Raw genomic sequence first — 24,732 nt, 5'->3', positions numbered from 1 at the left:
ATGGTAGATATTACGCATAAAATAAACACTTTAAGAAAAGCAACTGCTACAGCCATTGTCAAAGTCAGTAAACAGGAAACAATTGATGCTGTAGTCAATAATCTGGTGCCTAAGGGAAATGTGCTTGAAATGGCCAAAACAGCCGGATTGTTTGCCGTAAAAAATACACATTTGTCGATTCCGGATTGTCATCCGTTACCAATTGAATATACTTCGGTTGAATATAAAATTGAGGATTTAACGATTCATATTATCTTTAATGTAAAAACAGTTTACAAAACCGGAGTAGAGGTAGAGGCGATGCACGGTGCTTCAATTGTAGCATTAACGATGTACGATATGCTGAAGCCAATTGATAAAGAAATCGAAATCTCAACTATAAAATTAATCAATAAAGAAGGAGGCAAATCGTCTTTCAAAAATAAATTTCCGTATGCTATAAAAGCAGCAGTTTTTGTTTGTTCCGACTCGATATTTGCCGGTGATAAAGAAGACCGATCCGGAAAAATCATTGTAGAAAAGTTAGAATCTTATGGAGTTGAAACATCTCATTACGAGATTATTCCGGATGAGTTAGAAATTATTCAGGAAAAAACGAAGGCTTTCGCGAAAGAGAATCAGCTGGTTATTTTTACTGGTGGAACCGGATTGTCGCCAAGAGATGTAACACCCGAAGCGCTTTCACCGATATTAGAAAGCAGAATTCCGGGAATCGAAGAAGCGATTCGCGATTACGGACAACAGCGTATGCCATATGCGATGTTATCCAGAACAGTTGCAGGTACATTAGGAAAAAGCCTGGTTTTGGCCTTGCCGGGATCAACAAACGGAGCAAGAGAATCCATGGATGCTGTTTTTCCGCATGTGATGCACGTTTTTCATATTTTAAAAGGAAAAAATCATGACACCCTCTAAAACCATTTTAACGGATGATTTTGGGCGAAAACACAATTATTTGCGTATTTCGTTGTTGGAGAAATGCAATTTACGTTGTACGTATTGCATGCCTGCTGACGGAATTGCATTGTCTCCAAAAGCCAGTTTAATGACGGCTGAAGAGATTTTTGCTATTGCTCAAACTTTCGTAGAAAATGGTGTTGATAAAATTAGACTTACCGGAGGAGAACCTTTGTTAAGAAAGGATTTTCCTGAAATTGTTTCAAAATTATCGGCTTTAGAAATGTCACTTTCAATTACCACCAACGGCATTTTAATCGATCGTCATATTGAAGTTTTAAAGCAAGCAGGAATCAAAAAAATCAATTTGAGTTTAGATACGCTGGTTTCCTCAAAATTTCATTCGATAACGCTTCGAAATCAATTTGAAAAAGTGATTGATAATTTACATTTATTGCTGAATCATGATTTTCAGGTGAAAGTAAATGTTGTTTTGATGAAAGGTTTTAATGATAACGAAATTACAGATTTTATCAATTTAACAGAGTCTTTACCAATTTCTGTTCGTTTTATTGAATTTATGCCTTTTGCCGGAAACGAGTGGGACAGAAGCAAAATGGTATCACAAAATGAAATTTTATTGCAGGCTGAAAACAGTTTTACTTTGGATAAAATACAAAAGCTTGATGATGAGAAAAACTTCACGGCCAGAACCTATAAAATCAAAGGTTTTCAGGGCGATTTCGGAATTATAAGTTCGATTACGAATCCGTTTTGTGACAGCTGCAACCGAATCCGTCTGACGGCAAACGGAAAAATTAAAAACTGTCTTTTTTCGAATTCCGAAACTGATTTGCTGACAGCTTTCAGAAATGGCGAATCAATTACAGAATTGATTTCTCAATCTGTTCAAAATAAAAAGAAAGTTCGCGCCGGAATGGTGACCATTTCTGAAATGAATGATCCTGCCAAACATTTTGATAATCGAAGTATGATTGCGATCGGGGGGTGATTAGTCATTGCGAGGAACGAAGCAATCACATTCAGAAGATCCACAATATATTTGCCAATACTAATGAGGTTGCTTCGTTCCCCGCAATGACAAGTGTGAGAACAAAAAAAGGCTCAACTTTATTCAAGTCAAACCTTTCTTCAAAATTATTTTTTCCTTTTAGCTTTTGCCTTTTTTTGAGACTTTGCTTTCTTTTTGGCTATCTTTTTAGCTTTAGCTTTTTCCTTTGCTTTTTTTGCTTTTTCTTTTTTCTTAGCCTTCGCTTTTAGTTTTGCTTTTTTAGCTTTCTCTTTCTTCTTGTCTTTTTTAGCTTTTTCTTTTTTCTTAGCTAATTTCTTTTTCTCCTTTTCCTTTTCTTTGTCTTTCACTTTTTTGGCTTTTTTAGCGGCTTTATCCTTTTCAGTTTTTTCAACTTTAACCGCTTCGTTAGTATTCTCTTCTTTCAATTCAGTAACTGGTGTTTCAGTAACTATAGTTTTATCTTCTGTTTTTGTGGCTGGAGCTAATACTTTTTTTGCAGGTGCTCTCCTAACAGTTGGTTTTGCTGCTGTGGTAGTTTTTACGACAGGTTTAATTGGAGTTGTGGTTGCTGCAGGTTTAGCTGTTGAAGTTTTGACTGGCGTTGGTTTACGTGCAGGTGCTTTTTTAGCAGGTGTATTTTCAGCTTTTGCTGGTTCAGCAGCAGGTTGTGTAGTTTCAGTTGCTGGAGAATCAATTTTCTCAGGATTTGTTTCTTCGGTCTTGTTTTCCATATTATAGATGCATTTAGATGATGATTATCTCTGTAATGTAACTAAATTGTTATCTCACAGTTAAGTAAAGATAATTATAAAACAAGTTTTCTAATGTTAAGTTTTTACTTAAAAAATAGTAATAAGTAATTGAAAAAGAATTGTTTGAATTTTTGAGTATAAATAAAAATCAAAATTTCTTAACAATTCTACATGGAAAATGAGGTAAATTACTGTATAATTAATACGTTGAGACTTTCTAAATATCTTAATAGTACGATTGCCCTAGCCCAGATGGTAGCGGCATCCTTTTATGGTCGTTTTTGGGACGAGACCATAAAAGATATAGCGTACAGCTGGAATAAGCTCCTAATATTTAATAGGTAAAAAATTATTCTAATTCTTTAGGATCGTCATTATCGTCTTCAATAAAATCGAGTTCGAGGGCCCGAACGGTCTGAACTGCATTTCCTGCAATTCCGCGAATTGAACCGTACATTCCTAAGGTGTTGTGGACTACTTTTTCGATTTGTTTTTCGCGCTGTTTCCAGATTCTCTGCATCGCTCTTTTTTCAGCATCCAGATCACTTTGCATTTGGGTAAAACCTTCTACAATTCCTTCTACTTGCAAACGGAATTCATTGCTGGTTAAGAAATCGTATAGCATCGACATTTTATCGCCTTTGTTTTCCTGTGCCTGAACCGCCTGGCTTACCTGAATTATTGACTGACGCAAAACAGCACTTAGTCCTTTAAATTCGTCATACGTACAAATCCAGATCCCGTCACGCATGCCCATTCGTTCCATTCCGGCCGGCATTACTTCGGTAACTAAAACGCCGATATTCGCTCTTTTGGTTCTGATATCGTTTTTGAATTTTTCAATCCAGGATGGCTGAAACGCTTTGGTACGTTTGCTTTCGTAATAAATAGAACCGCAGTTTTGATGTTCACGAGTATTGACAATCTGAAGGCAGTCGGCACCGTTAGCCCCTTTTTTAACTTCGTCTATGCTGTCGAGAGGAAAGTTGTTGGCGAGCCATTCTTCTATGGCTAATTCCATGACTTCGCCCTGCAATTGCATGGAGCCTTGTTCCTGTTTGCGTTTCATTTCTTCAGTTAGCTTTTTTTGTTCTTCGAGCTGTTTCTGAAGTTCTTTGAATTTCAGTTCGTTTTTATCGTCTTCCTGTTTTCTGATTTTTTCACGTTCCAGTGTCAGTTGGGCATTTAATTGCTTTTCGGCTTCGGCCTGGATGGCTTCTTTCATTTCCAGTTTTTCACGCTGTAATTTGGCAATTTCACCTTCCATTTTATTTAATTCCCTTATTTTTTCAGACTTTTCAGAGAGCTCTTTTTCCATCAATAACAAACGGTCTTTGTTTTCTTCTTCGAGCTTGGTTTTCAGCTTTTCGCCAATTTCTTTTTCCGCTGCTTTTTTTTCACGTTCCAAACGCTCGGCAAAAAGTTCATTTTCCTGTTTCTTCTTCGCTTCAAATTCGGCTTTTGCTTTTTCGAATTGTTCGTTTTTAAGCTCTAATTCACGGTTTTGAATATTGGCTTTTTGTTGAAATTCTTTACGGATGCTATCTTCAAGCTGATGTTTTAATACATCATTTACGTCGATAGGAGTTCCGCAGTTTGGACACTGAATTGAAGATTGCTCGGCCATTTTATATTGAAGTTTTATTGTAGAATTTGAATTTGCTAAGATATTTAAAAGTTCTGTTTTTAAGGTGAGGATTACTGTACTAATTTGTAACGAATTTTTTTTATGGTCATGATAGATTTTGAATATGTTTCTCACAAAGCTACAGAGTCGAAAAGTTTTTATTTCACGCAGATTTTATAAGATTTAAGCAGATTCTGTAGATGATTTTAAAAAAAATCTGCTCAAATCTGCTGAATCTGCGTGAAACATATTCTTTTTTGTATTTGGTAAATAAAACTTTGCGACTCTGTGACTTTGCGAGATTAAAAAAATAAGCACCTTAGCGCTTTTGTAGCAATAAAAAAGCAACAGCAGATTGTGTGATTTCAGAATAATCGTCTTTTGAAGTTATCAAAGAAACATTTGTAAATAGGTTTACTTTTTTTAATTCAATAAATCCAATCTCCGGATCAGAATTGTTTTTTGCAATATTTGAAGGTACAATCGAAATTCCCAACCCATTTTTGACCAATTGTACTATTGAATTAATATTATTCGCTTCATGAATAATCTTAGGCGTAAAGCCATAAAAAGCACAAAGTTCTAATAAAACTTCATGATAATGCGGTGCGTAATCTTTATTAAAGAAAACAAATGTTTCATCTTTTAAGTCTGTAATTTCTTTTTCTGATTTTATTTGAATGTTTTTTTTATTGTAAACCAATGAAAATCCGTCTTTAAACCATAAATCAGATTTTATTTTTGGTGATTGAATGGGCGATCGGATAATTCCCATTTCGATTTTTCCCTGTTCTAGAGCGTCAATTTGTTTTGTGGTTGAAATTTCAAAAAGTTTAAAATTGACATACGGGAATTGTGCTTTTAAATGCTTTATTAAATCTGAAATAATAGAAGAATAAATCGAACTGATGTAAGCAATTCTGAATTCGCCTGAGACGTTCTCTGCAATCTTTTTTGTTTTCGCAGAAATGCGTTCCAAATTCTGAAAAAGTACTGTAGTTTCTTCTTTAAAGTATTTTCCAGCTTCAGTGAGTTCTACTTTTTTATTGTTTCGAATAAAAAGCTTTGCCTGAAGTTCGTTTTCTAATTCGGCTATTTGTCGGCTTAAAGGTGGTTGCGAAATAAAGAGTTTTTCTGAGGCTTTGGTAAAGTTCAGTTCTTCGGCTACAGCGAGGAAATATTTTAAGTGACGTAATTCCATTATACTTTTTAAGTATTATTAAATGATAAAAATAGTATTTTTAAAGTATATGCTAATAAGGTAGCTTTGAAAAAATAAAAATAGTTCTCTCGCAGATTTGGCAGATGAAGCAGATTATTAATTTAAGATGAATCATCTATAATTACAATAATCTCTGATCATATAATAGCAAAAAGATCAGCTCAATCTGCTTGATCTGCGAGAGATTAAAAACCAAAAAACAAAGACCATGAAAAAATCAACTATAGAAGAAATAAAAGAACGATTTGACAATGATGTCGAACGATTTTCAAATTTAGAAACGGGTCAGGTTGCGACAATTGACGCTACTATTTCTTTAGAATTAATAACCGAAGCCTCAAAACGCATTGTTCCGAATGCTAAAAAAGTTTTGGATGTGGGCTGTGGTGCAGGAAATTATACTTTAATGATGTTGTCTAAAGTGCCAGACTTAAATTGCACGTTAGTTGATTTGAGCTTGCCAATGTTGAATCGTGCTTTTGAAAGGGTTTCGGCAGCAACAAATGGGAAAGTTGAAATTAAGCAAGGCGATATTCGGGAAGCAGCTTTAGAAGAAAACAGTTTTGATATTATTTTGGCTGGTGCTGTTTTGCATCATTTGCGTGATGATAATGATTGGGAAACGACTTTCGCTAAATTGTTCAGGTTATTGAAACCAGGCGGCTGTTTAATGATTTCGGACTTAATTACACAAGATACTGATTTATTGAATGAGTATACCTGGCAGCGTTATGGTGAATATTTGGAAGGAATAGGAGGGGCAGAGTACCGTCAGAAAGTTTTGGATTATATTGAAAAAGAAGATTCGCCAAGATCTATGAATTATCAATTGGATTTGATGAAGAATGTTGGTTTCTCAAAAGTTGAAATTTTACATAAAAACATGTGTTTTGGAGCTTTTGGAGGTATCAAGTAAAGTTTTATAGCCACGAATTGACGAATTATTTCGATGCTCTGAGCATAGATTTTAAAAAATAAAATTCGTGACTCGAGCGATAGCGAATAGGCGAAGCAATTCGTGGCGAATAAATTTATACCTCAACGGGCATCGGATATTTGTTTCTAAGATCGAAGACTAATTCTGAGGTGCCATTTTTCTGCAGATAATCTAATTTTTCTACGGCTTCTTCCATAGTTGGAATTTCACCTTTTGGAATCCACCACATTGCGGTATGTGCTTTTCCGAATTTCTGAAACCATTCTTTGCGACGTCTTAAAAATTCGCTATGAAAAGTTTTATACATATAGTGTTCCAATGTTTCAATGTTTTCCCAAACCGATACATTGATGATAATCTGCTCATCATTGTAAGGGTTCAGACTTGTAGCATTGTAGCTGTCGGTATCGTCTTTTAATCTCCAGACAAAACCTTCGCTTTCTTCGGCTAAGGTGTTTACGGTGTCTAAATTATCTACAAATTCTTTCATTATTGGGTCGTTGATATCGACTCCTTTCATTTTGGCAATATTAATTTCTGCAAGATGATAATGACTCATGGTTTGTGTTTTTGATTAAGAGGGAATTTAGCTTTTTTGTCAAGAATCGCTTCGACTATTCGCTATCGCTCGGGTCGTGGCTAGAAAACCTTTATAAAATCTGAGCTGTTTTGTACACCTGAATTGGGCTTGAAACTAAACTTTCGGTTTTTTTGATGAAATCCTGAAGATAAGACTGACTGTTATGTAAATCTAAACCAGCCTGATCTTTCCATTCTTCCCAAATAATAAAAACATTGTCTGAAGCGTGTAAATCGTAACGAACGCAGGCTTGTTCTTTTCTGGTTTCGGTAACTAAATGTGTCACCAAATTTTTAATTTCGCTCAAATATTCGGGTTTACTTTTTAAAATTGCTGTAATCGAAATCATAATTATAAGTTTTTAAAAGTTTGTTCTAAATGTTTAGTGTAATTCTGTTTAAAGATAACGATATTTTCCGGTGTGGCACCTTTTTCTACGTCATGGAAATGGAATCCGTTTACGCATTCCATGCCTGTGAATTTATTCATTTTGTGGAAACCAAACATTACACCATCATCAACAGAAGTTTCTTCGAAGAATTCTCCCGGAAGTGTAAAAGCAGTTGCAGGTGCATTCCAGCTCGTGGTTAGCATGTATTTTCGTCCGTGTAAAAGTCCGCCGGTTCCATAATTGATATCGGGATTTACGCGGCTTCTTCCGTCGCTTTTGTAGATTCCGTTGTTGTGTCCCTGAGTGAAAACATCATCAATGTATTTTTTGAAAAGGTTTGGTAATTGAAACCACCAAACGGGTGTATGATAGATGATTAAATCTGCCCAAACGAATTTTTCTACTTCTTTTTGAAGATCGATCTGGTCTTCTATATGAGTTGTTTTTATTTCGTAATTGTTGTTTTTAGAAAGAAATTCAATTGTCCAGTCCTGAACGGTTTGATTGAACTGTCCTCCTGAGTGCGCGAATTTTTGTCCGCCGTTAATTATAAATATCTTTTTCATTTTAATTGTTTACTTCTTTTGAAAATGGATGTGTGAGGGATAGGAGTGGAAATCCTTTTTTGCCAGGGTTTGGCATAAAAGATTGGAACGGATAGCCCGGCCCTTAGGGACACACCCAAATTATTTTAATTGTCGTGAATTTGTTTTAACACATAGAAACATAGATTTTTTTTAGAAAGGGAATTGAAAGAAACTTGTTTCTAACACATAGTTCTTAATGTTTGTCATTTCGAGGAACGAGACCCGAGCGAAGCGAACTGGCGAAGCAAATCACACTCAGGAATCGACAAAGATTGGAGATATGCATTGTGGAATTTCTAGTGTTATTCCTCCTTTCAGTCGGAATGACAAGATTGCGCAGACTATTTGTGTTTATGTGAGTGAAACGCCTTTATAGACAAAGCAAAACTATGTTTCTATGTGTTTAAAAAAGAGAATTATTTTATTTTAGCAATAGCCTGATTGATAAATTCCAATTCTGAAGCTGATAAATCGAAATCCATTGTTTTGGCATTTGAAATGGCTTGTTCTGCATTTCTTGCTCCGGCTAAAACTATTGAAATTCCCTTTTGTAAAGTTGTCCAGCGCAGTACTAATTGTGAAATTGAAATGTGTTTTGAATTTGCTAATGAGCTCAATTCTTCAATTAAAGTTTTTACCTGCTGTAAATCGAATTTTCCGAAATAACCGTTCCTGTGGTCGTTTTCTTTTAATTTACTGTCTGTGAAGTATTTTCCGGTCAATAAACCTCTTTCCATTGGACTGTAAGCAATGATTCCGATGTTTTCTGCAAGGGTAAACGGAATTAATTCATCCTCAATCTTACGGTTTAGCATACTGTAAGCAACCTGATCAGAAACTACCTGAACTGTTTTTTGTGCTTCCTGAATTTGTGCAACATTGTAATTACTTACTCCGAAAGCTCTGATTTTTCCTTGTTGGATTAGGGTTTCAACGGCTTCCATTGTTTCAGAAATCGGTGTTGTAATGTCAGGCCAGTGAATTTGCAGTAAATCGATATAATCTGTTTGAAGACGTTTCAGGCTTTCTTCAATTTCTTTGATTACATTTTCTTTGGATGAATATTTGTAAATCGGAACTTTTTTACCGTTGTCATCAGCATCAAAAAAATAATCGCCTTTTCCGTTGTTGCTTCCGTCCCAAACCAAACCGAATTTAGTCAATAACTGCAGTTTTGAACGATCGTGACTTTTGATAGCTTCTCCAATCATTTCTTCGCTTAAACCAAATCCGTAAAAAGGAGCGGTGTCGATTGTTGTAACACCGTGATCGATTGAAGCGTGAACCGAGTCGATTGAATCTTTTTTATCTGTTCCTGCCCACATGGTTCCGCCAATCGCAAAAGCACCATAAGTAATCGTTGATAATTCAAGCTCTGAGCTGCCTAATTTTCTATATTCCATGATTGTGATTTTTTTGTTTTAAATTGATGAAGCAAAATTATACTGTTTTTATGATTGTTGTTTGGTATATTTTTGTCTTTTTTAGGTATATTTGCATCTTCAAATAAAATTAAATCATGAAAAAAGAAAATTTATATGAGCCTTTTACGGTTTCTTTTGAAACGCTGAGTGAATATCCGGATGTGGGAGACCGTCATAATTTCTTTGAACTAGTTTATATTTTGGAAGGCACAGGTTCGCAGTGTATCAACAAAAATATTTTCACTTATGATCCGGGTCATTTATTTTTATTGACACCCGAGGATTGTCATAATTTCACAATCGAAACAGAAACGAAATTTTTCTTTTTGAGATTCAATGATATTTATTTGAAAAATTCAAGTCTGCAGAATGAGAATATCCAGCGATTGGAATATATTCTTCAAAATGCCAATCATCAGCCGGGTTGTATTCTTAAAAATGATCCGGATAAATGTCTGGTAAAAGTGATGATTGAAGCGATTTGCAGAGAAAAGAAGGATAAGGATATTTACAATCAGGAACTAATTCAGCAATTGGTCAATACACTGATTATTATCGTGGCGAGAAATATTGCAAAATATCTTCCGGAGCAGGTTAATATTGATACGGAGGCAAAAGCGATGGATATTCTGCAATATATTCAGAATAACATTTATTATCCCGAAAAAATAAAAGCAGAATCTATAAGTGATTATTTTGGAATTTCGAATACGTATTTAGGTCGTTATTTTAAGAAACATGCCAGTGAAACCATGCAGCAATACATAAGTAATTACAAAACCAAACTGATTGAGCATCGTCTACAGTTCAGTGATAAGCGTATCAACGAAATTGCATATGAATTTGGTTTTACGGATGAAAGCCACTTTAATAAGTTTTTTAGAAAGCAGAAAGGGTATAGTCCTTCAGAATTTAGAAAGACGATTCGATTGAGTGCTTGATTTTATAATAAAAAACGGACTTTAAATTAAGAATCTTTTTATTTTCCTTATTTTTAAAATTATATTTGATTGTTGATAATGTTATTATTTATTAACAACTCATTAATTCTTAGTTTTCCTGATTTTATAATTTTAACGTCAGAAACTAATTCAAATAATCTATTATCATTGGTTTCTTCTCTTGTTTGGATCACTATTTTTAAATCATATTCTTTCCCTTGACAAGCTTTTTCAAGTTTTGTAATTGAATCATTAATTGTATCATATTTTCCTTGAATTTTTACAGGAACTGGTTTCTCGTTAAAATGATTTTTTAGAAAACCATCAATACCTGAGTTTCTTTGAACTGGAAAAGCCTCAATACTTTTTAGAAGCGATAATTCATATTCAGATTTCTCTAAATAACTTTCAGAGCCTTTATTGAGTAGGGCGGAATCTGTTATAACCATTTCTTCTAGTCTTGTGTTGGCTAATTCTACAGCATCGTTAGAAATATCAATTCCAATAAATTTTCTATTCATTGATTTAGCTGCTACGCAAGTCGTTCCACTACCACAAAAAGGATCTACAACTAGATCACCTTCATCTGTTACTATTTTAATAATTTCCTTTAAAAGCAAAACAGGTTTTTGTGTTGGATAGCCAGATCTTTCTTTAGCTTTTGGATTTAAGTATGGTATTTCCCAAGTATCAGATAATGGTACGCCTTTTTTTTCTTTGCCTAATACAATATTTCCTTTTCCGTCAGTTTTATATACAGATTTTCCGTTCGATGTTTTTTCTCGATCTTGTAGTATTTGATCAATATTAGTAGTTAATGCATAATCAGTATAATATTGATTAAATTTGAAATCATCGCTTTTAGAGTAGAAGTAAATATTTTGATGAGAGTTCAAAAGTCCTTTTTTGGAGTTTGACCATCTTTTATAGCTCCAAATAATTTCACTTCTAAAGTTTTTCATTCCAAATACTTTGTCTAATTCAACTCGAATATAGTGTGATGCAATTTTATCACAATGAAGAAATACTGAACCTGAATCTTTTAAAATTCTTCTACATTCAATGAGGCATGAATTTATTAAACTTAAATAATCTTCTAATGAGTTCCAATTATCGTCAAATTCGTATTTTTTTCTTTCATCTCGACTAACTAAAGAATGTTTTTTTTGAGTAAAGAAAGGTGGATCAAAATAAACAAGGTCTACTGAATTTGATTTTAGTTCAATTAATTTTTCTATACAATTTCCTTTGTAAATTAGATCTACTTTCATTTAATTTCCTTTTTATCTGCGATATCTGTCAAAATTTTTAGTAAATCATAGCTTGTATAATTTTTTACAAAATTCCAAGCTTCATCTCCTGCATAATATTGTCCTTTAACACTTTTGTAATATCCTGCTAGTACTTTTTGTATCTTACATGCAGAAGAACGTTGTGGATAATAAAACATTACCCTAATAGGTAGATATTTATGATTGGTTATACACTCTACTCTTGTGTGTTCTTTACTAATATGATCTCCGTCAGTTGTAGCATCTTTCCATTTAATTTCTATAGCATTATTTCTGTCTAAAAAATCAATTTCAAATGTTTTTGGTTTTGAGCTAATATTATTTTTAATGAGTGTTCTTTTTCCCTTTAGGTTGTTAAATCGGAAACAAAGTATAGCTGCTTCTTCTAAAAATGAACCAGCATATTTATATAAAAATCTTCCAGCATTTTGATATTCGTCAATTAATTGGCCGTCTTTATTTGAGATACCTAAAACACGATATATTAGATAATGTGAATTATCATCTTCCAGCATTTCTTTTTTTCTTTCTTCAATTTTTATACTTAGGGTTTTAGTATATAAATCTGATAGTTCCTCAATTTTTGAATAAAGCATTTCATAGTCAGTACCATTTTTCTTTGCGTCTTCAATTTCTTGAGCTCCAAATATTTCAGCTTCTTCAAGTAGAATTTCTTTTGATTTACCTTTTGTATCTATGCCAATTGCTGTACAGAAATTAACGAGTTCACTTTTTTTTAGATTATATAGTTTCAAGTTGTATTTTTTATTTTGTTAAATTTACGATCTTTTCATCTTTTTCTATACTTACATAGCTATTATGTTTAGTTTTACAAAGAAATGGTAAAAACTTAAATAATTTTTTTTATGACCCTAAGATTATGCGTATGTTTTTTAAATTCGGGATTGTAAATTCCTAAATGGTCCAAACGATCAATGCGCACTTTTCCGCTTGCATGGATGATATAATTGTTTTCCATTATGATTCCGACATGGATGATTCTTCCTTCGTCGTTATCAAAAAAAGCCAAATCACCCGGTTCACTTTCTTCAATAAAACTCAATGGTTCACCATCATTGGCTTGCTGCGAAGCGTCGCGATGAATTTTATAACCGTTTAATTTGTAAACCATCTGAGTAAAACCGGAACAATCAATGCCAAAAGGCGTTTTTCCGCCCCATAAATACGGAGCATTTAAATACATAAAAGCAGTTTTTATTAAAGCACTTTTAGGTTTTATGCCACTGGTTTTGGTTCCTTCAAAATCAAAATTTGAAATATTGATTTCGTTGCTATTTAAAAAAGATAAAGAAGCTCCAAGCGGAATTGGAAGCAGTAAATTATTCGGAGCTGTGATGTAATCAATTAAATCGGCGTTTAAAATGATGGCTTCTTTGCTTAACTGATTAAACTGCTCTTTGGTGATTTCCTGATATTGTTTAGAGTCTACCCAGCCTTCGTAATCATCAAACTGAATCCTGATTCGCGCCCACTGATTCTGACGTTCTAAGATTTCGATATGTTCTCCGAACAAAAGCTGTGTAACGATTTCACTTCTGTCACTGGCTTCAGCTCGAACGGGTACTATGGCTAGATTGCAAATTCCAAACATCTAAGGAAATTTATAAAGTTGAAAAATCAGGAGTTATATTTAAAACTCCTGATTTTTTGAGATATTGTTTATGTTCTTTCGATAACAATTGCTGATGCACCGCCGCCGCCATTGCAAATAGCAGCAGCTCCGGTTTTTGCATTGTTTTGTTCTAAAACATTCAGTAATGTAACAATGATACGTGCCCCTGAAGCTCCGAGAGGATGTCCTAACGAAACCGCTCCGCCGTTTACATTTACTTTATCATTATCGAGATTTAATATTTTTGAATTGGCTAAGCCAACTACAGAAAAAGCTTCGTTAAATTCGAAGAAATCAACATCCGAGATTGAAATTCCAGCTTTATTCAAAGCTTTTGGTAGCGCTTTTGCAGGACTTGTGGTAAACCATTTTGGCTCTTGAGCAGCATCAGCATAGCCTTTTATGTAAGCCAGAGGTTTTAAACCTAATGAATTTGCTTTTTCTTCAGACATTAAAATCAAAGCAGCAGCCCCGTCATTGATTGTTGAGGCGTTTGCAGCAGTTACAGTTCCGTCTTTTGTGAAAACTGGGCTTAAAGATGGGATTTTATCTAATTTTACATTAGTGTATTCTTCGTCTTTTGAAAATATAATTGCCTCACCGCGTCTTTGCGGTACTTCTACAGGAACAACTTCGTTGTCAAATTTTCCGGCATCCCAGGCTTTAGCACTTCTTTCGTAAGACTGGATTGCAAAAGCATCTTGTTCTTCACGGCTGATGTTGTATTCAGTTGCACATGCATCAGCGCAAACTCCCATTGCGTTGTTGTCGTAAGCATCTGTTAAGCCATCTTTCTGCATACCGTCAAGAAGGGTAGCAGGACCAAATTTATTTCCGGCACGCATCTGCACATAATGTGGAATTAGGCTCATGCTTTCCATTCCGCCCGCTACTACGATTTCAGCATCTCCGCAGGCAATTGCCTGAGCAGCGAACATTACGGCTTTCATTCCTGAGGCACACACTTTGTTTACTGTGGTAGCAGCAACTTCTTCAGACAAGCCTGCAAATAAAGCTGCCTGACGAGCAGGAGCCTGTCCAACGCCAGCCTGAATTACATTACCCATGAAAACTTCATCGACCAATTTAGGGTCAAGATTGATTTTTTGGAGAGCCCCTTTTATGGCAGCAGCTCCTAATTTTGGTGCGGGTACGGTAGATAAACCTCCCATGAAACTTCCGATAGGTGTTCTAACGGCAGAAACGATAACAACTCTTTTGTTCATGTTCTGTTTAATATTAGTTAGTAAAGCAAATTTACTGTTTATTTGAACAAATTCAAATTTTGTATTAAGTAGGGCGAATTTTAAATTTAAGATGAATTTTTTGTTAATTCTATTCGTTTGATTGTGAAGTGTTTTTGAAAAAATATTAAAAAAAGATAAAAAAAACAGAAAAAATAGTTGTGAGATATCGAATGTTGTCTTACATTTGCAACCGCAAAACGGGAAGCAATTCCTTGAGCAAGGAGAGGTGCCAGAGCGGTAATGGAGCAGATTGCTAATCTGTCGACGGGTGACCGTCGCCAGGGTTCGAGTCCCTGTCTCTCCGCTTAATTTTGCCTCGGGGTGTAGCGTAGCCCGGTTATCGCGCCTGCTTTGGGAGCAGGAGGCCGCAGGTTCGAATCCTGCCACCCCGACACTTTGTAATAATGGTCGCATAGCTCAGCTGGATAGAGCACCTGCCTTCTAAGCAGGCGGTCGAAGGTTCGAATCCTTCTGCGATCACAGAAGACCCACTCATACCGAGTGGGTCTTTTTGTTTTCTATAATTTCGTAGTTTTTAAAATCGATGAAAAAAGCGTGGCAAAACCGTGGCAAACGGTTTTTGAAATAATGAAAACATAGAATTGATGCGGGTTTGCAACCTACTAGTTGCAATCCTTCTGGGATCACAAAAAAAAGAGACTGTCTCAAATTTTGCGTTCGAAATAGTATACTGAAAATCTTTTTTGTGTTTAGACAGAAATCAATAAATAATTTTCGAATGCTTATTATTTAAAAACTCAAGCGTACCATCTGTCAAATTATAAAATACCCCAACAATTTTTATCTCTCCTTTATCTTCCATTTCTTTAAGGATAGGACTCTTTTTACGAATTTGGGCTATAGTATAAAATACATTGTTTTCTGAAACATGTTTTACAAATTCATCATTTTTAGAGGTCTTTTTTCCTTTAAAGTCCTGGCTCATTGTGACGGCAGGTTTTATTTTGGAAAGCATGGCTGTAATATTTCCGAGTTTGACATCGTCTATTGCTCCTTTAATAGCTCCGCAATGCTGATGTCCCATTACCAAAACCAATTTTGCGCCCGAAATTTTACAGGCAAATTCCATACTGCCCAATAAATCTTCGTTTACAAAATTTCCGGCTACTCTTCCCACAAAAATATCTCCAAGCCCCTGATCAAAAACATCCTCGACCGGTACACGGCTGTCCACACAGCTCAATACAACAGCTTTTGGAAACTGTCCTGGTGCTGATTTTCGGGCTTGCTTGCTATGGTCACGAACAGTGGTTGTGCCGCTTTGAAAACGCTTATTTCCTTCTATAAACTCTTCTAAAATAGCGTCAGGCGTAAGTCTGGTTTGTTCCTCCTTGGTCATTACATGTGAAATTACAGGCTTTAAATTTTCTGTTGGAGTAGAAATTGAATTTGATTTTTGGGTTTTTGTTCCATTGTTGCAGGAAATCAACAGTGTAGCAAAGCAAAGCATTACAGTTGATTTAAATTGATTGTTCATTTTTATTTTAATTTAATCTGCTTACTTTGTAAAACGGTGTTCAGCATGTCCGTGTATTATTTAAATTTTATATAAAACAGCAAGAGGTGGTGTTTCCCTACTTTTAAACAGCTTCTTAAATTTAAATTCGCACTTAACTGTATTAGTTGTCCAAATCGGTTAATTTTTTTAACTTATCTTTTTCAGGCAATAAAGGAACCCTAAGATTAATTAGATTTTATTAATCCGAAATAGGTATATTAGCACCTTGATTCTCTAAAGCCAATAATGCCACATTAACCCTTCGCATCCATGAAGCAAACCGATTCCGAAATCTTAGTAAAACTAAAAAAAGGAGATGCTTCAGCCTACAAGATACTTTTTGATGAGTATTATGATACACTTTGTATGCATTCTATGAGATATTGTGATTCCTATGATATCGCGCAGGACATTGTTCAGGATATATTCGTTGATTTTTGGAATGAAAAACGTTATCTGAAAATTGAGGATTCACTGAGTGCTTATTTACATAGATCCGTTAGAAACAATAGTGTTTTAGAAATGCGAAAACATTCAAAATTCGTTTTTGAAGAATTAGATGAAGTAATTAATAAATTGATAGAAGACGAAATGCCTTTTGGTATATCACCAGATCAGGAATTAATGCGTTTGAAACAAGAAATTGACAAACTGCCACACCAAAGTAAAGAAATCTTTAAGGCGATTGTACTTGATGATAAAAAATACAAAGAAGTTGCTGAATTGTACGGTATTTCTGTAAATACTGTAAAAACACAATATGGGAGAGCATTGAAGAAACTACGCAATTCTCCGCTTTTGATTGCATTATTAATGTTAAAATAAAAAATAACTTAATTTTTTGTCACCCATTTTTATTCTTTTTTTATCATATAATTAACAATAGCTTAATTATGGATAATTTAAATTCTACTATAGTATCATTAATAGGGTCTTATCTCTCTAAAGAGCTGGATCAGAAAGATTTTGATACACTTCAGAACTGGATTAATGAGAGTCCGGATAATGAACTTTTCTTTATAGAGTATGTAAAACTTTATAAAAAATCACGTCAGTTAGGATTTCAGAAGATTATTGATAAGAACAAAGCCTGGAAAAATATACATCCGAAACTGAGTAATTTTCCGCATACCGATTTATCTGATTCAGAACCGGGAGTATTTAAACTCAATTTTAATTTCCTGAGATATGCAGCAATCCTGTTAGTCCTTTTAGGTCTGGGATTTTATTTTTACAGCAGTACAGCAGATACTCAGTCAGTGCCGGTAATAGTGCAGTCAGCACCAATCCAGCCAGGAACTGATAGGGCTACTTTGGTATTAGGTAATGGTAAGACTATTGTTCTGGGGCAAGGGAATACGTATAATGCTGACGGAATCTCTGCCAATGATAAAAACGTAGCTTACAAAGACAGCGATATTAAAATTGAATACAATTACCTGACTATTCCACGTGCCGGACAATTCTCACTGCAGTTGGCTGATGGTACTAAAATTTGGCTTAACTCCGAGTCGCAGCTCAAATTTCCGAATCGTTTCCTTAACGGAAAACCCCGTAATGTAGAGTTGGTCTATGGAGAAGCTTATTTCGAAGTGTCACCAAGTACAGCCCACAATGGTTCTCATTTTAACGTGAAAGTAAAAGGCCAAAATGTTGAAGTGCTGGGTACACAATTTAATATCAAAGCCTATGCTGATGAGGCTAATATCCTAACCACTTTGGTAGAAGGTAAAGTAGAATTGTCAAATAACGAAAAAATTGTACAAATGGTGCCTAATCAGCAGACTGTTCTAAATAAATTATCTAATACCATGCAGACCAAATCGGTGGATGTCTATGACGATATCGCATGGAAAGACGGTGTATTTAGTTTTCAAAGAAAATCATTAAAAGAAATAACATTGATACTATCAAGGTGGTATGATATCGATGTTGTTTTTAAAAATCAAGCATTACAAAATCAAGGATTTAATGGCTTGTTTGAAAAAAATCAGGGTATAGTAGAAATTTTAGAAACATTTAAAAAGTTAGGTGCTATATCAAAATTCACTATTAATGGTAAAACAGTTATTTTACAGTAAAAATAAATTAACAGGGTAAAAACATTAAAAAGTAAACAAAAAAAGAGAACGAAGTTGAATCATTTGGCGGTGAAAAACTTCGTCTCTCTTCGATAAATAAATGATTAATTAAACCAATGTCCAACTAACCAAAAACAAATTTATGAATTTTAATTTAAATTTGGCCGGTTCCCTATTATGGAAACGGCTGACCGTATTACTTATGCGAACATTTCTGCTTCTAATGAGTTCTATGCTTTTTGCATTTAGTCCTGCCAATACTTTAGGACAAGTAAAAATAATGGTAGAGTCGAGTAAAAGCCGCACAATTGATGAAGTTTTCGACTTAATTAAAAAGCAAACCAATTATCATTTTGTCTACGAACAGGATCTAAATCACAAGTTACCTTCAGTTTTAATACAAAAAGGTAAATTAACTGTAGATGAAATTTTAGAAAAAGTACTTGACAATACTGATTATGAATATTTACAGTCAGGTAAAAACACGATTTTAATCAAAAAAAGAGTAACCCCTGCCCAGAAAATAACGATTATGGGAAAGGTAACTGATAAATCAGGAATGCCGCTTCCGGGAGTAACGGTCCATATAAAAGGTAACACGACTGGTACTACAACTGACTTTGACGGTATGTATAAATTAGAAGCATCTTCACCTCAGGATGTAATCGTATTTAGTTATGTGGGTTTTAAAACCATTGAAGTAAAAGTTAATTCTCAAAAAGTAATAAATCAAACGCTATCAGAAAATGTTACAGAGCTTGATGTTTTGCAAATAGTATCTACCGGATATCAAAACATTTCGAAAGAAAGAGCAACCGGATCATTTCAGAAAATCAATGAAGATGTTCTGGATTTTAAGATATCCCAGGATATTATTTCAAAAATTGAAGGAGAGGTTTCCGGTGTTTTATTTGATAATACAGACGGGGTAACTATACGAGGATTAAGTACGATTAATGCTAATGATGAGCCTTTAATTATTGTTGATGGTTTTCCGGTTTCTCAGGATTTAAACTCTATTAATCCCAATGATGTAAAAAGTATATCAATCCTTAAAGATGCTGCTGCGGCTTCTATATGGGGGATCAGAGCAGCTAATGGTGTAATCGTAATTGTGACTAAAAAGGGGAGTAGTAAAGAAACACCAACAGTTAGTTTATCATCCATAACTAAAATTACGTCAAGATACGATCTGGATGATTTAAAATACGCTCCTACATCCAGTTATCTGCAATTCGAAAAACACAGAGCTGACAATAGATGGGTTACCTATCCAACCAATTACAGACCGCCAATGTTAAGTAAAGGCATGGATACTTATTTAAAGCTAAACAATGGAGCTATTACACAAAGCCAGGCAGATGGTATTATTAATGGTTTGTTGACTAAAGACAATAGAAACGAGTTTGAAGACTTATTTATGTCCAATAGCATCTGGACCCAACATAACGCCAGTATATCAGGAGGGGGAACACGCAGTACCTATCGTGCTTCACTTACCTATAATAAAAACGAAAATTTAAATTATTTTAAAAATAACGATCGGGATGAAATTATTGTTAACCTGAACAACAGTACTAATCTTTCAAAAAAATTACAGCTGAATTTAAATTTTAACTTTAATACTTACGGTCAAAAAAACAACGGATTAACGTTTTCTGATTACAGAGGTTTACCCCAATATCAGGATATACTGGGAAGTAATGGAGAATATTTGCCACAGCGTTATGGCTTTTATAATGCTGCAACAGCCAGTAACTATCCTTATTCATGGGATTACAACCTGAAGCAGGAATATGATAATAAAAACAATGATACTAAAACAACATTAATTCGTTTGCAATCGGAATTAAAATATGACATTACTGATTATTTAAATATTCAGGGTAAATATCAGTATGAATGGGGGCAGAATAACGTGAATAACTTATTTAATGAAGAAACTTATTATGTAAGAAATTTAGTTAATACTTATACGGCTTATAATACAGCACAAGCTAAATATGTAAGTACAATACCAAAAGGAAGTGTTTTGGCGAACCAATTTGGACAAAATAAAACACATTCCGGAAGGTTCCAGCTTAATTTAGACAAATCATTTAACGACAGAACACATAATATTACTTCTGTTGCAGGTTATGAAATCAGACAAGAGACAAGTAATACTTTTGGGACATCAAAATTTGGATTTGATCCGGAATCCCTAACCTATGCTAATATTCCGTTTGGTACCATAGTAAATGTTTCTCCTTCCGGAACTGGTACTTTTAATGATCCGACAACAATAACTGAAGTTGAGAACCGATTTATATCTTATTTTGGTAATGCAGCTTATTCATTCAAAAAAAAATACATTCTTTCCGGAAGTATAAGACTTGATGATGCAAACCTGTTTGGCGGAAGCAGGGAGTATAGAAATATTCCATTGTATTCAGTTGGACTTAAATGGAACCTGCATGAAGAGCCATTTATGAAATCAATAAAGAATATTAATCTTTTAAGTCTTAGAGGAACGTATGGCAGTAACGGAAACGTAGATAATAGTACAAGCCCGTTTTTACAGGCAGGACTATCAAGAGATTCTCAAACTAATAATCAATATGCTTTTGTTTCTACTGTAAAAAATCCATCGTTAAGATTAGAGAAGACCTTTGTACAAAACCTGGGGTTAGACTTTGGATTTTTTGATAACAGATTAAGCGGGAACATTGAATACTATTACAAAAAGAGTATTGATTTATTATCGACGGTTTCTATATCCTCTACTTTAGGTTTTAATTCGGCTCTTGTTAATGCCGGAGTTATGACCAATAAAGGTGTAGATATGCAGTTAACTGGCCGAATCGTCAAGAATAAAAATTTTAAATATGAAACAACCTTAAACTTTAGTTATAATAAAAATGAAGTAACGAAAGTTGATGTACCTACCCAAACCATTAATACCTACTTAGACGGTGAACCATTAGAAGGGAAACCATTACGATATTTGTTTAGTTATAACTATATCGGTTTAGATTCAAACGGATACCCATTGACATTAAATCAAAATGGAGACGTAATTGATGTGAATGGCAGAAATGAACAGGGGGTTAGTGAACTGATTACAGATGTAAATGCTTTGGTATACAATGGTTCTTTAACACCTAAATATTATGGAGGCTGGATTAATAATTTTAATTATAAAAATCTTAATCTTCGAATTCTTACTACCTATAAGTTTGATTATGTATTTAAGAATAGGGATGTTTTAGATTATTATGATATCCGTTATGGCCTTAATAGTGGACATATACATCAGGATTACGATAAAAGATGGCAAAATCCGGGGGATGAAAACAATACTACTATACCAAGATTACCTGCGCTGGCAAATGATTTAGCTAAAGCCGGATATAATTATTACGCAAACGCAAATCAGTTTATTGATGATGCAAGTCATATCCGATTAAAGCAAATAGCTTTAGGATACAATCTTAACAGTACTGCATTAAAGGCAATAGGTATTCAACAATTTGAGCTTGGTTTTCAAGCTGATAATCTGGCTGTTTTTACTTTTAATAAATGGAATGTTGATCCGGAAAGCATGTATTACAGAATGCCAGCATCTTATACATTTAATATTAAAGCAAACTTTTAACGAAATGAAAAAAATATATATAGTATTTATTTGCCTTATATCATTAACGGCATGTAACAGAGAGGAGTGGCTGGATATAAAACCTAAAGGGATTATTATTCCTCAAAAAGTTTCAGATTACAGATTGTTGCTTGATCAGTCTACAATCACTGCTACTTCTAAATCACCTGGTTTTGTAGTTTCACCTGCCAATACTGATTTAATGGCTGATGAATATCAATACAATAATCCAAATGCAACTTCAGTACTGAATGATAATGAACAGAATATGTTCTTATGGAATGATAATTTTTTCAACGCAGATCAGGAAGATGTGGATTGGCAAAAATTATATGGTCAAATATATGTTACCAATCTTGTCTCTGAAGAAATAATGAATGCGCAGGGCAGTACGGAAGAGAAATTAGCGCTGCTGGCAGAAGCAAAAATTCACAATGCCTATGCTTATTTTGCTTTAGTAAATTTATATGCCACACATTATAATCCTGCTACTGCCTCTAGTGTATTGGCGGTTCCATTTAGAAACACTACTGATTTAGAAGGTGTAAAATTACCACGTGCAACGGTAAAGCAAATTTATGATCATGTTATAGAAAATATAACTTCTTCCGTTCAATACCTGCCAGATTCGCAGGCCAATACAACTCTAAAACACAGGCCGGCTAAAGTAACAGCTTATGCATTTTTAGCCCGGGTATATTTATACATGGGGGACTATGAAATGGCATTAAAGTATGCAGATATGACTCTTGCTCTTAATAATAAGTTACTTAATTATAACACTCTTGCAAATACTTCCTTTAGTATTATTAATATGCCGCAACCCCAAAATAACCCGGAAGTAATATGGTTAAAAAAATCTGCAATGCCTTATAGAACATTAATAGTAACGCCAGAATTATATAATCTATATGAAAGCAAAGACCAAAGAAAACGACAATTTGGACTTTTAAGCACTTTATTTGGTATTGCAGGCAGTGATTACGCGTTTGCTACTTCCTATTTTACAACATTTAGATTTTGTGGATTTTCTGTACCGGAAACTTTACTGGTAAGAGCGGAATGTAATGCCAGATTAAATCACTTAGATGCCGCTTTAGCCGATATTAATTATTTACGACAAAATCGTATCCCGGCAAGTGATTATATAGCCTTGACAAGTACAAGCCAAAGCGAAGTTATCAATATGGTCTTAACTCAAAGACGATTAGAGTTAGTAGGGCAGAGTTTAAGATTTTTCGATATTAAAAGATTAAATCAGTTTCACAATGCCGATATAAATTTAACTCACAAGTATAATGGTCAGACTGCAGAGCTTAAGGCTAATAGTAAAAAATGGGCTGTGCCAGTTGCTACTAAATACATTTTGGCAAACCCGGAAATTGGAGAAAACGACCGTAATTAATTTAACGATAATAATTTTAACATAAATGAAAATATTATATAAAATAAAAACATTACTTGTTTTAACTTTAATGTTAAGTTCTCTTTTGGGTATTGCCCAAAAGAAGAACGACTTTATTGTTTTTTCGGGTGTGATTAATAATAAGATTGAGGATCAAATCAAAATATATGATTTTCAGAACCAGCTTGTTTCAGAAATAAAACTTTCACCAGAAGGTAAATTTACAGAGACATTAAAACTAAAAGAAGGTTTTTACACTTTGCAGCATGAAGATTTTTCTGCTAAATTATTTCTGGAGCCCGGATCAAATTTAAATACTTCATTTGATGCCAAAGATTTTAAAAAAAGTTTAAAATTTTCAGGTCAGGGAGGACCGGTCAATTCTTATATTCAGAAAAAAGCAAGTAAGAATTGGGGAGTTACAGAGGATATGAAAATTCGTTATGCACTTAGTGAAACAGATTTTAAGCGTATGATGACCAAAGCAAAAGCGTCGAAAGATTCTCTGCTTCTTAGTCAGGTAAATATTTCGGAGAATTTTAAAAATAAAGAAAAAAGAAATATTAATTATGAGTATATTCTTGAGATGATTAAATATGAAAGTGATCCTGCTCATTATGAGAAAAACCCTGATTTTAAAATATCAGCAGATTTTATGCCTGATTTAAAAACATTTGATTACGATAATTCAGAAGATTTTTATTACTCAAACGCTTACAAGAATATTGTATTGGGGCACTACAGAAAATTGGGTAAAGAAATTGCAGAAAGAGACAAACACGATAATTATTATCTTTCTTATATCACAGCGGTTTCAAGTTCAAAAAATCAGGATATAAAAAATATACTTCTTTACGACCATGCAAGAAATGCAATTGCATATACCAGCGATGTTCAGGAGTATTACAAAATCTTCATCAATTCATCAACAGATCAGACCAACAATAAAGCTATAAGCGAGATTTATCAAAAACTTCTCCCTCTTACTAAAGGAAATGTGTCACCAAAATTTGTTGGTTACGATAGTTATAGCGGAGGCAAGGTTTCTTTAGATGATTTGAAAGGGAAGTATATTTATATAGACGTCTGGGCAACCTGGTGTGGTCCTTGTAAAGTAGAAATTCCACATCTTGGTAAAATTGAAGAAGAATATAGAGGAAAGAATATTCAATTTTTAAGTATTTCTATAGACAAACGAGCTGATATAGAAAAATGGAAAAAAATGATAGCCGAAAAAAAGATGGGAGGTATTCAGGTTATAGCTGATGATGCCTGGAATTCTAAGTTTATTCAGGATTATTTTATTAAAGGCATCCCGCGCTTTATTTTGATCGATCCTCAGGGAAATATAATCTCATCAAACGCACCAAGACCTTCGGAAGCAAAACTAAGAGATTTGCTTAACGGGCTGAATATTTAATACTAAAGAAATTGGCAGACTTCAGTTATCGGCTTAATCAATACAAAGATTAAGCTGATAAAGCTGCTGTACCTATAAATTAAAATCCAAATAAGAAATTATTTTCC

Annotated in this window: 21 protein-coding genes and 3 tRNA genes; 12 read left to right on the top strand and 12 right to left on the bottom strand. The window is 34.1% G+C overall.

Going from position 1 to position 24,732, the window contains the following annotated elements:
- Entirely contained in the window at positions 1–915 is a 915-nt protein-coding gene (gene moaCB, locus GWR14_RS17890) for a bifunctional molybdenum cofactor biosynthesis protein MoaC/MoaB (RefSeq protein ID WP_163410448.1), read from the top strand.
- Positions 902–1,909 (top strand): GTP 3',8-cyclase MoaA, encoded by a 1,008-nt coding sequence (moaA, locus tag GWR14_RS17885; protein ID WP_163410447.1) that lies wholly within the window; start codon positions 902–904, stop codon positions 1,907–1,909. The genes moaCB and moaA overlap by 14 nt, the downstream gene beginning before the upstream one ends.
- 146 nt (positions 1,910–2,055) lie before the next feature.
- Here moaA and GWR14_RS17880 read toward each other — a convergent pair whose 3' ends face one another.
- The 3 genes from GWR14_RS17880 to GWR14_RS17870 all read right to left on the bottom strand — a co-directional run bounded on the left by GWR14_RS17880 (position 2,056) and on the right by GWR14_RS17870 (position 5,510).
- The gene (locus GWR14_RS17880; RefSeq protein ID WP_163410446.1) at positions 2,056–2,661 is read right to left on the bottom strand and encodes a hypothetical protein; all 606 of its coding nucleotides are present in this window, start codon (positions 2,659–2,661) and stop codon (positions 2,056–2,058) included.
- A 370-nt stretch (positions 2,662–3,031) separates the two neighbouring features.
- Positions 3,032–4,309: a DUF2130 domain-containing protein gene (locus GWR14_RS17875; protein ID WP_163410445.1), complete on the bottom strand. Its 1,278-nt coding sequence runs from the start codon at positions 4,307–4,309 to the stop codon at positions 3,032–3,034.
- Between the two features lie 319 nt (positions 4,310–4,628).
- On the bottom strand, positions 4,629–5,510 hold the full coding sequence (locus tag GWR14_RS17870; RefSeq protein ID WP_163410444.1) for a LysR family transcriptional regulator: 882 nt from the start codon (positions 5,508–5,510) through the stop codon (positions 4,629–4,631).
- Positions 5,511–5,739: 229 nt separating this feature from the next.
- Here GWR14_RS17870 and GWR14_RS17865 point away from each other — a divergent pair, with 229 nt between their 5' ends.
- Positions 5,740–6,447: a class I SAM-dependent methyltransferase gene (locus tag GWR14_RS17865; protein ID WP_163410443.1), complete on the top strand. Its 708-nt coding sequence runs from the start codon at positions 5,740–5,742 to the stop codon at positions 6,445–6,447.
- 115 nt (positions 6,448–6,562) lie between these two features.
- Here the strand turns inward: GWR14_RS17865 and GWR14_RS17860 are convergent, their stop codons facing one another.
- The 4 genes from GWR14_RS17860 to GWR14_RS17845 form a co-directional block, all read right to left on the bottom strand.
- Positions 6,563–7,027: a DUF3291 domain-containing protein gene (locus GWR14_RS17860; RefSeq protein ID WP_163410442.1), complete on the bottom strand. Its 465-nt coding sequence runs from the start codon at positions 7,025–7,027 to the stop codon at positions 6,563–6,565.
- Positions 7,028–7,118: 91 nt separating this feature from the next.
- Complete coding sequence (locus tag GWR14_RS17855; RefSeq protein WP_163410441.1) at positions 7,119–7,397, bottom strand: putative quinol monooxygenase; 279 nt, start codon at positions 7,395–7,397, stop codon at positions 7,119–7,121.
- 2 nt (positions 7,398–7,399) lie between these two features.
- Positions 7,400–8,005, bottom strand: coding sequence for an NAD(P)H-dependent oxidoreductase (locus GWR14_RS17850; RefSeq protein ID WP_163410440.1), 606 nt, complete (start codon positions 8,003–8,005; stop codon positions 7,400–7,402).
- 437 nt (positions 8,006–8,442) lie between these two features.
- Positions 8,443–9,429: an aldo/keto reductase gene (locus GWR14_RS17845; RefSeq protein WP_163410439.1), complete on the bottom strand. Its 987-nt coding sequence runs from the start codon at positions 9,427–9,429 to the stop codon at positions 8,443–8,445.
- A gap of 116 nt (positions 9,430–9,545) precedes the next feature.
- Here GWR14_RS17845 and GWR14_RS17840 point away from each other — a divergent pair, with 116 nt between their 5' ends.
- Positions 9,546–10,391 carry an AraC family transcriptional regulator gene (locus tag GWR14_RS17840; RefSeq protein ID WP_163410438.1) on the top strand — a complete coding sequence of 282 codons (846 nt, stop codon included), beginning with the start codon at positions 9,546–9,548 and terminating at the stop codon, positions 10,389–10,391.
- A 59-nt stretch (positions 10,392–10,450) separates the two neighbouring features.
- Here the strand turns inward: GWR14_RS17840 and GWR14_RS17835 are convergent, their stop codons facing one another.
- The 4 genes from GWR14_RS17835 to GWR14_RS17820 all read right to left on the bottom strand — a co-directional run bounded on the left by GWR14_RS17835 (position 10,451) and on the right by GWR14_RS17820 (position 14,542).
- Positions 10,451–11,662, bottom strand: coding sequence for a DNA-methyltransferase (locus GWR14_RS17835; protein WP_163410437.1), 1,212 nt, complete (start codon positions 11,660–11,662; stop codon positions 10,451–10,453).
- A complete protein-coding gene (locus GWR14_RS17830; RefSeq protein ID WP_163410436.1) occupies positions 11,659–12,438 on the bottom strand; it encodes an ApaLI family restriction endonuclease in 780 nt (259 codons plus the stop codon). Before GWR14_RS17830 ends, GWR14_RS17835 begins: the two co-directional genes overlap by 4 nt.
- A gap of 95 nt (positions 12,439–12,533) precedes the next feature.
- Positions 12,534–13,295 carry a C40 family peptidase gene (locus GWR14_RS17825; protein WP_163410435.1) on the bottom strand — a complete coding sequence of 254 codons (762 nt, stop codon included), beginning with the start codon at positions 13,293–13,295 and terminating at the stop codon, positions 12,534–12,536.
- A gap of 68 nt (positions 13,296–13,363) precedes the next feature.
- Positions 13,364–14,542 (bottom strand): acetyl-CoA C-acyltransferase, encoded by a 1,179-nt coding sequence (locus GWR14_RS17820; protein ID WP_163410434.1) that lies wholly within the window; start codon positions 14,540–14,542, stop codon positions 13,364–13,366.
- Positions 14,543–14,783: 241 nt separating this feature from the next.
- On the opposite strand from GWR14_RS17820, the gene GWR14_RS17815 reads away from it, so the two are divergent.
- The 3 genes from GWR14_RS17815 (at position 14,784) to GWR14_RS17805 (ending at position 15,043) form a co-directional block, all read left to right on the top strand.
- Positions 14,784–14,867: transfer RNA gene (locus GWR14_RS17815), tRNA-Ser, on the top strand.
- Between the two features lie 13 nt (positions 14,868–14,880).
- Positions 14,881–14,955 (top strand) — tRNA-Pro (locus GWR14_RS17810).
- Between the two features lie 14 nt (positions 14,956–14,969).
- A tRNA-Arg gene (locus GWR14_RS17805) sits at positions 14,970–15,043 on the top strand.
- Between the two features lie 241 nt (positions 15,044–15,284).
- Here GWR14_RS17805 and GWR14_RS17800 read toward each other — a convergent pair.
- Complete coding sequence (locus tag GWR14_RS17800) at positions 15,285–16,061, bottom strand: carbonic anhydrase family protein (RefSeq protein ID WP_163410433.1); 777 nt, start codon at positions 16,059–16,061, stop codon at positions 15,285–15,287.
- Between the two features lie 291 nt (positions 16,062–16,352).
- Here GWR14_RS17800 and GWR14_RS17795 point away from each other — a divergent pair, with 291 nt between their 5' ends.
- The 5 genes from GWR14_RS17795 (at position 16,353) to GWR14_RS17775 (ending at position 24,625) form a co-directional block, all read left to right on the top strand.
- Positions 16,353–16,907 (top strand): RNA polymerase sigma factor, encoded by a 555-nt coding sequence (locus GWR14_RS17795; protein WP_163410432.1) that lies wholly within the window; start codon positions 16,353–16,355, stop codon positions 16,905–16,907.
- A gap of 68 nt (positions 16,908–16,975) precedes the next feature.
- On the top strand, positions 16,976–18,163 hold the full coding sequence (locus tag GWR14_RS17790) for a FecR family protein (RefSeq protein ID WP_163410431.1): 1,188 nt from the start codon (positions 16,976–16,978) through the stop codon (positions 18,161–18,163).
- 142 nt (positions 18,164–18,305) lie between these two features.
- Positions 18,306–21,800, top strand: a complete 3,495-nt coding sequence (locus GWR14_RS17785) for a SusC/RagA family TonB-linked outer membrane protein (protein ID WP_163410430.1) — start codon at positions 18,306–18,308, stop codon at positions 21,798–21,800.
- A 4-nt stretch (positions 21,801–21,804) separates the two neighbouring features.
- Positions 21,805–23,205 carry a RagB/SusD family nutrient uptake outer membrane protein gene (locus tag GWR14_RS17780; protein ID WP_163410429.1) on the top strand — a complete coding sequence of 467 codons (1,401 nt, stop codon included), beginning with the start codon at positions 21,805–21,807 and terminating at the stop codon, positions 23,203–23,205.
- 25 nt (positions 23,206–23,230) lie between these two features.
- Positions 23,231–24,625: a TlpA family protein disulfide reductase gene (locus tag GWR14_RS17775; RefSeq protein ID WP_163410428.1), complete on the top strand. Its 1,395-nt coding sequence runs from the start codon at positions 23,231–23,233 to the stop codon at positions 24,623–24,625.
- The last annotated feature ends 107 nt before the right edge of the window (positions 24,626–24,732 follow it).

The sequence above is a fragment of the Flavobacterium ajazii genome (assembly GCF_010614725.1).
GTDB classification, from domain to species: Bacteria; Bacteroidota; Bacteroidia; order Flavobacteriales; family Flavobacteriaceae; genus Flavobacterium; species Flavobacterium ajazii.
This window is presented reverse-complemented; position numbering and strand designations above follow the sequence as displayed.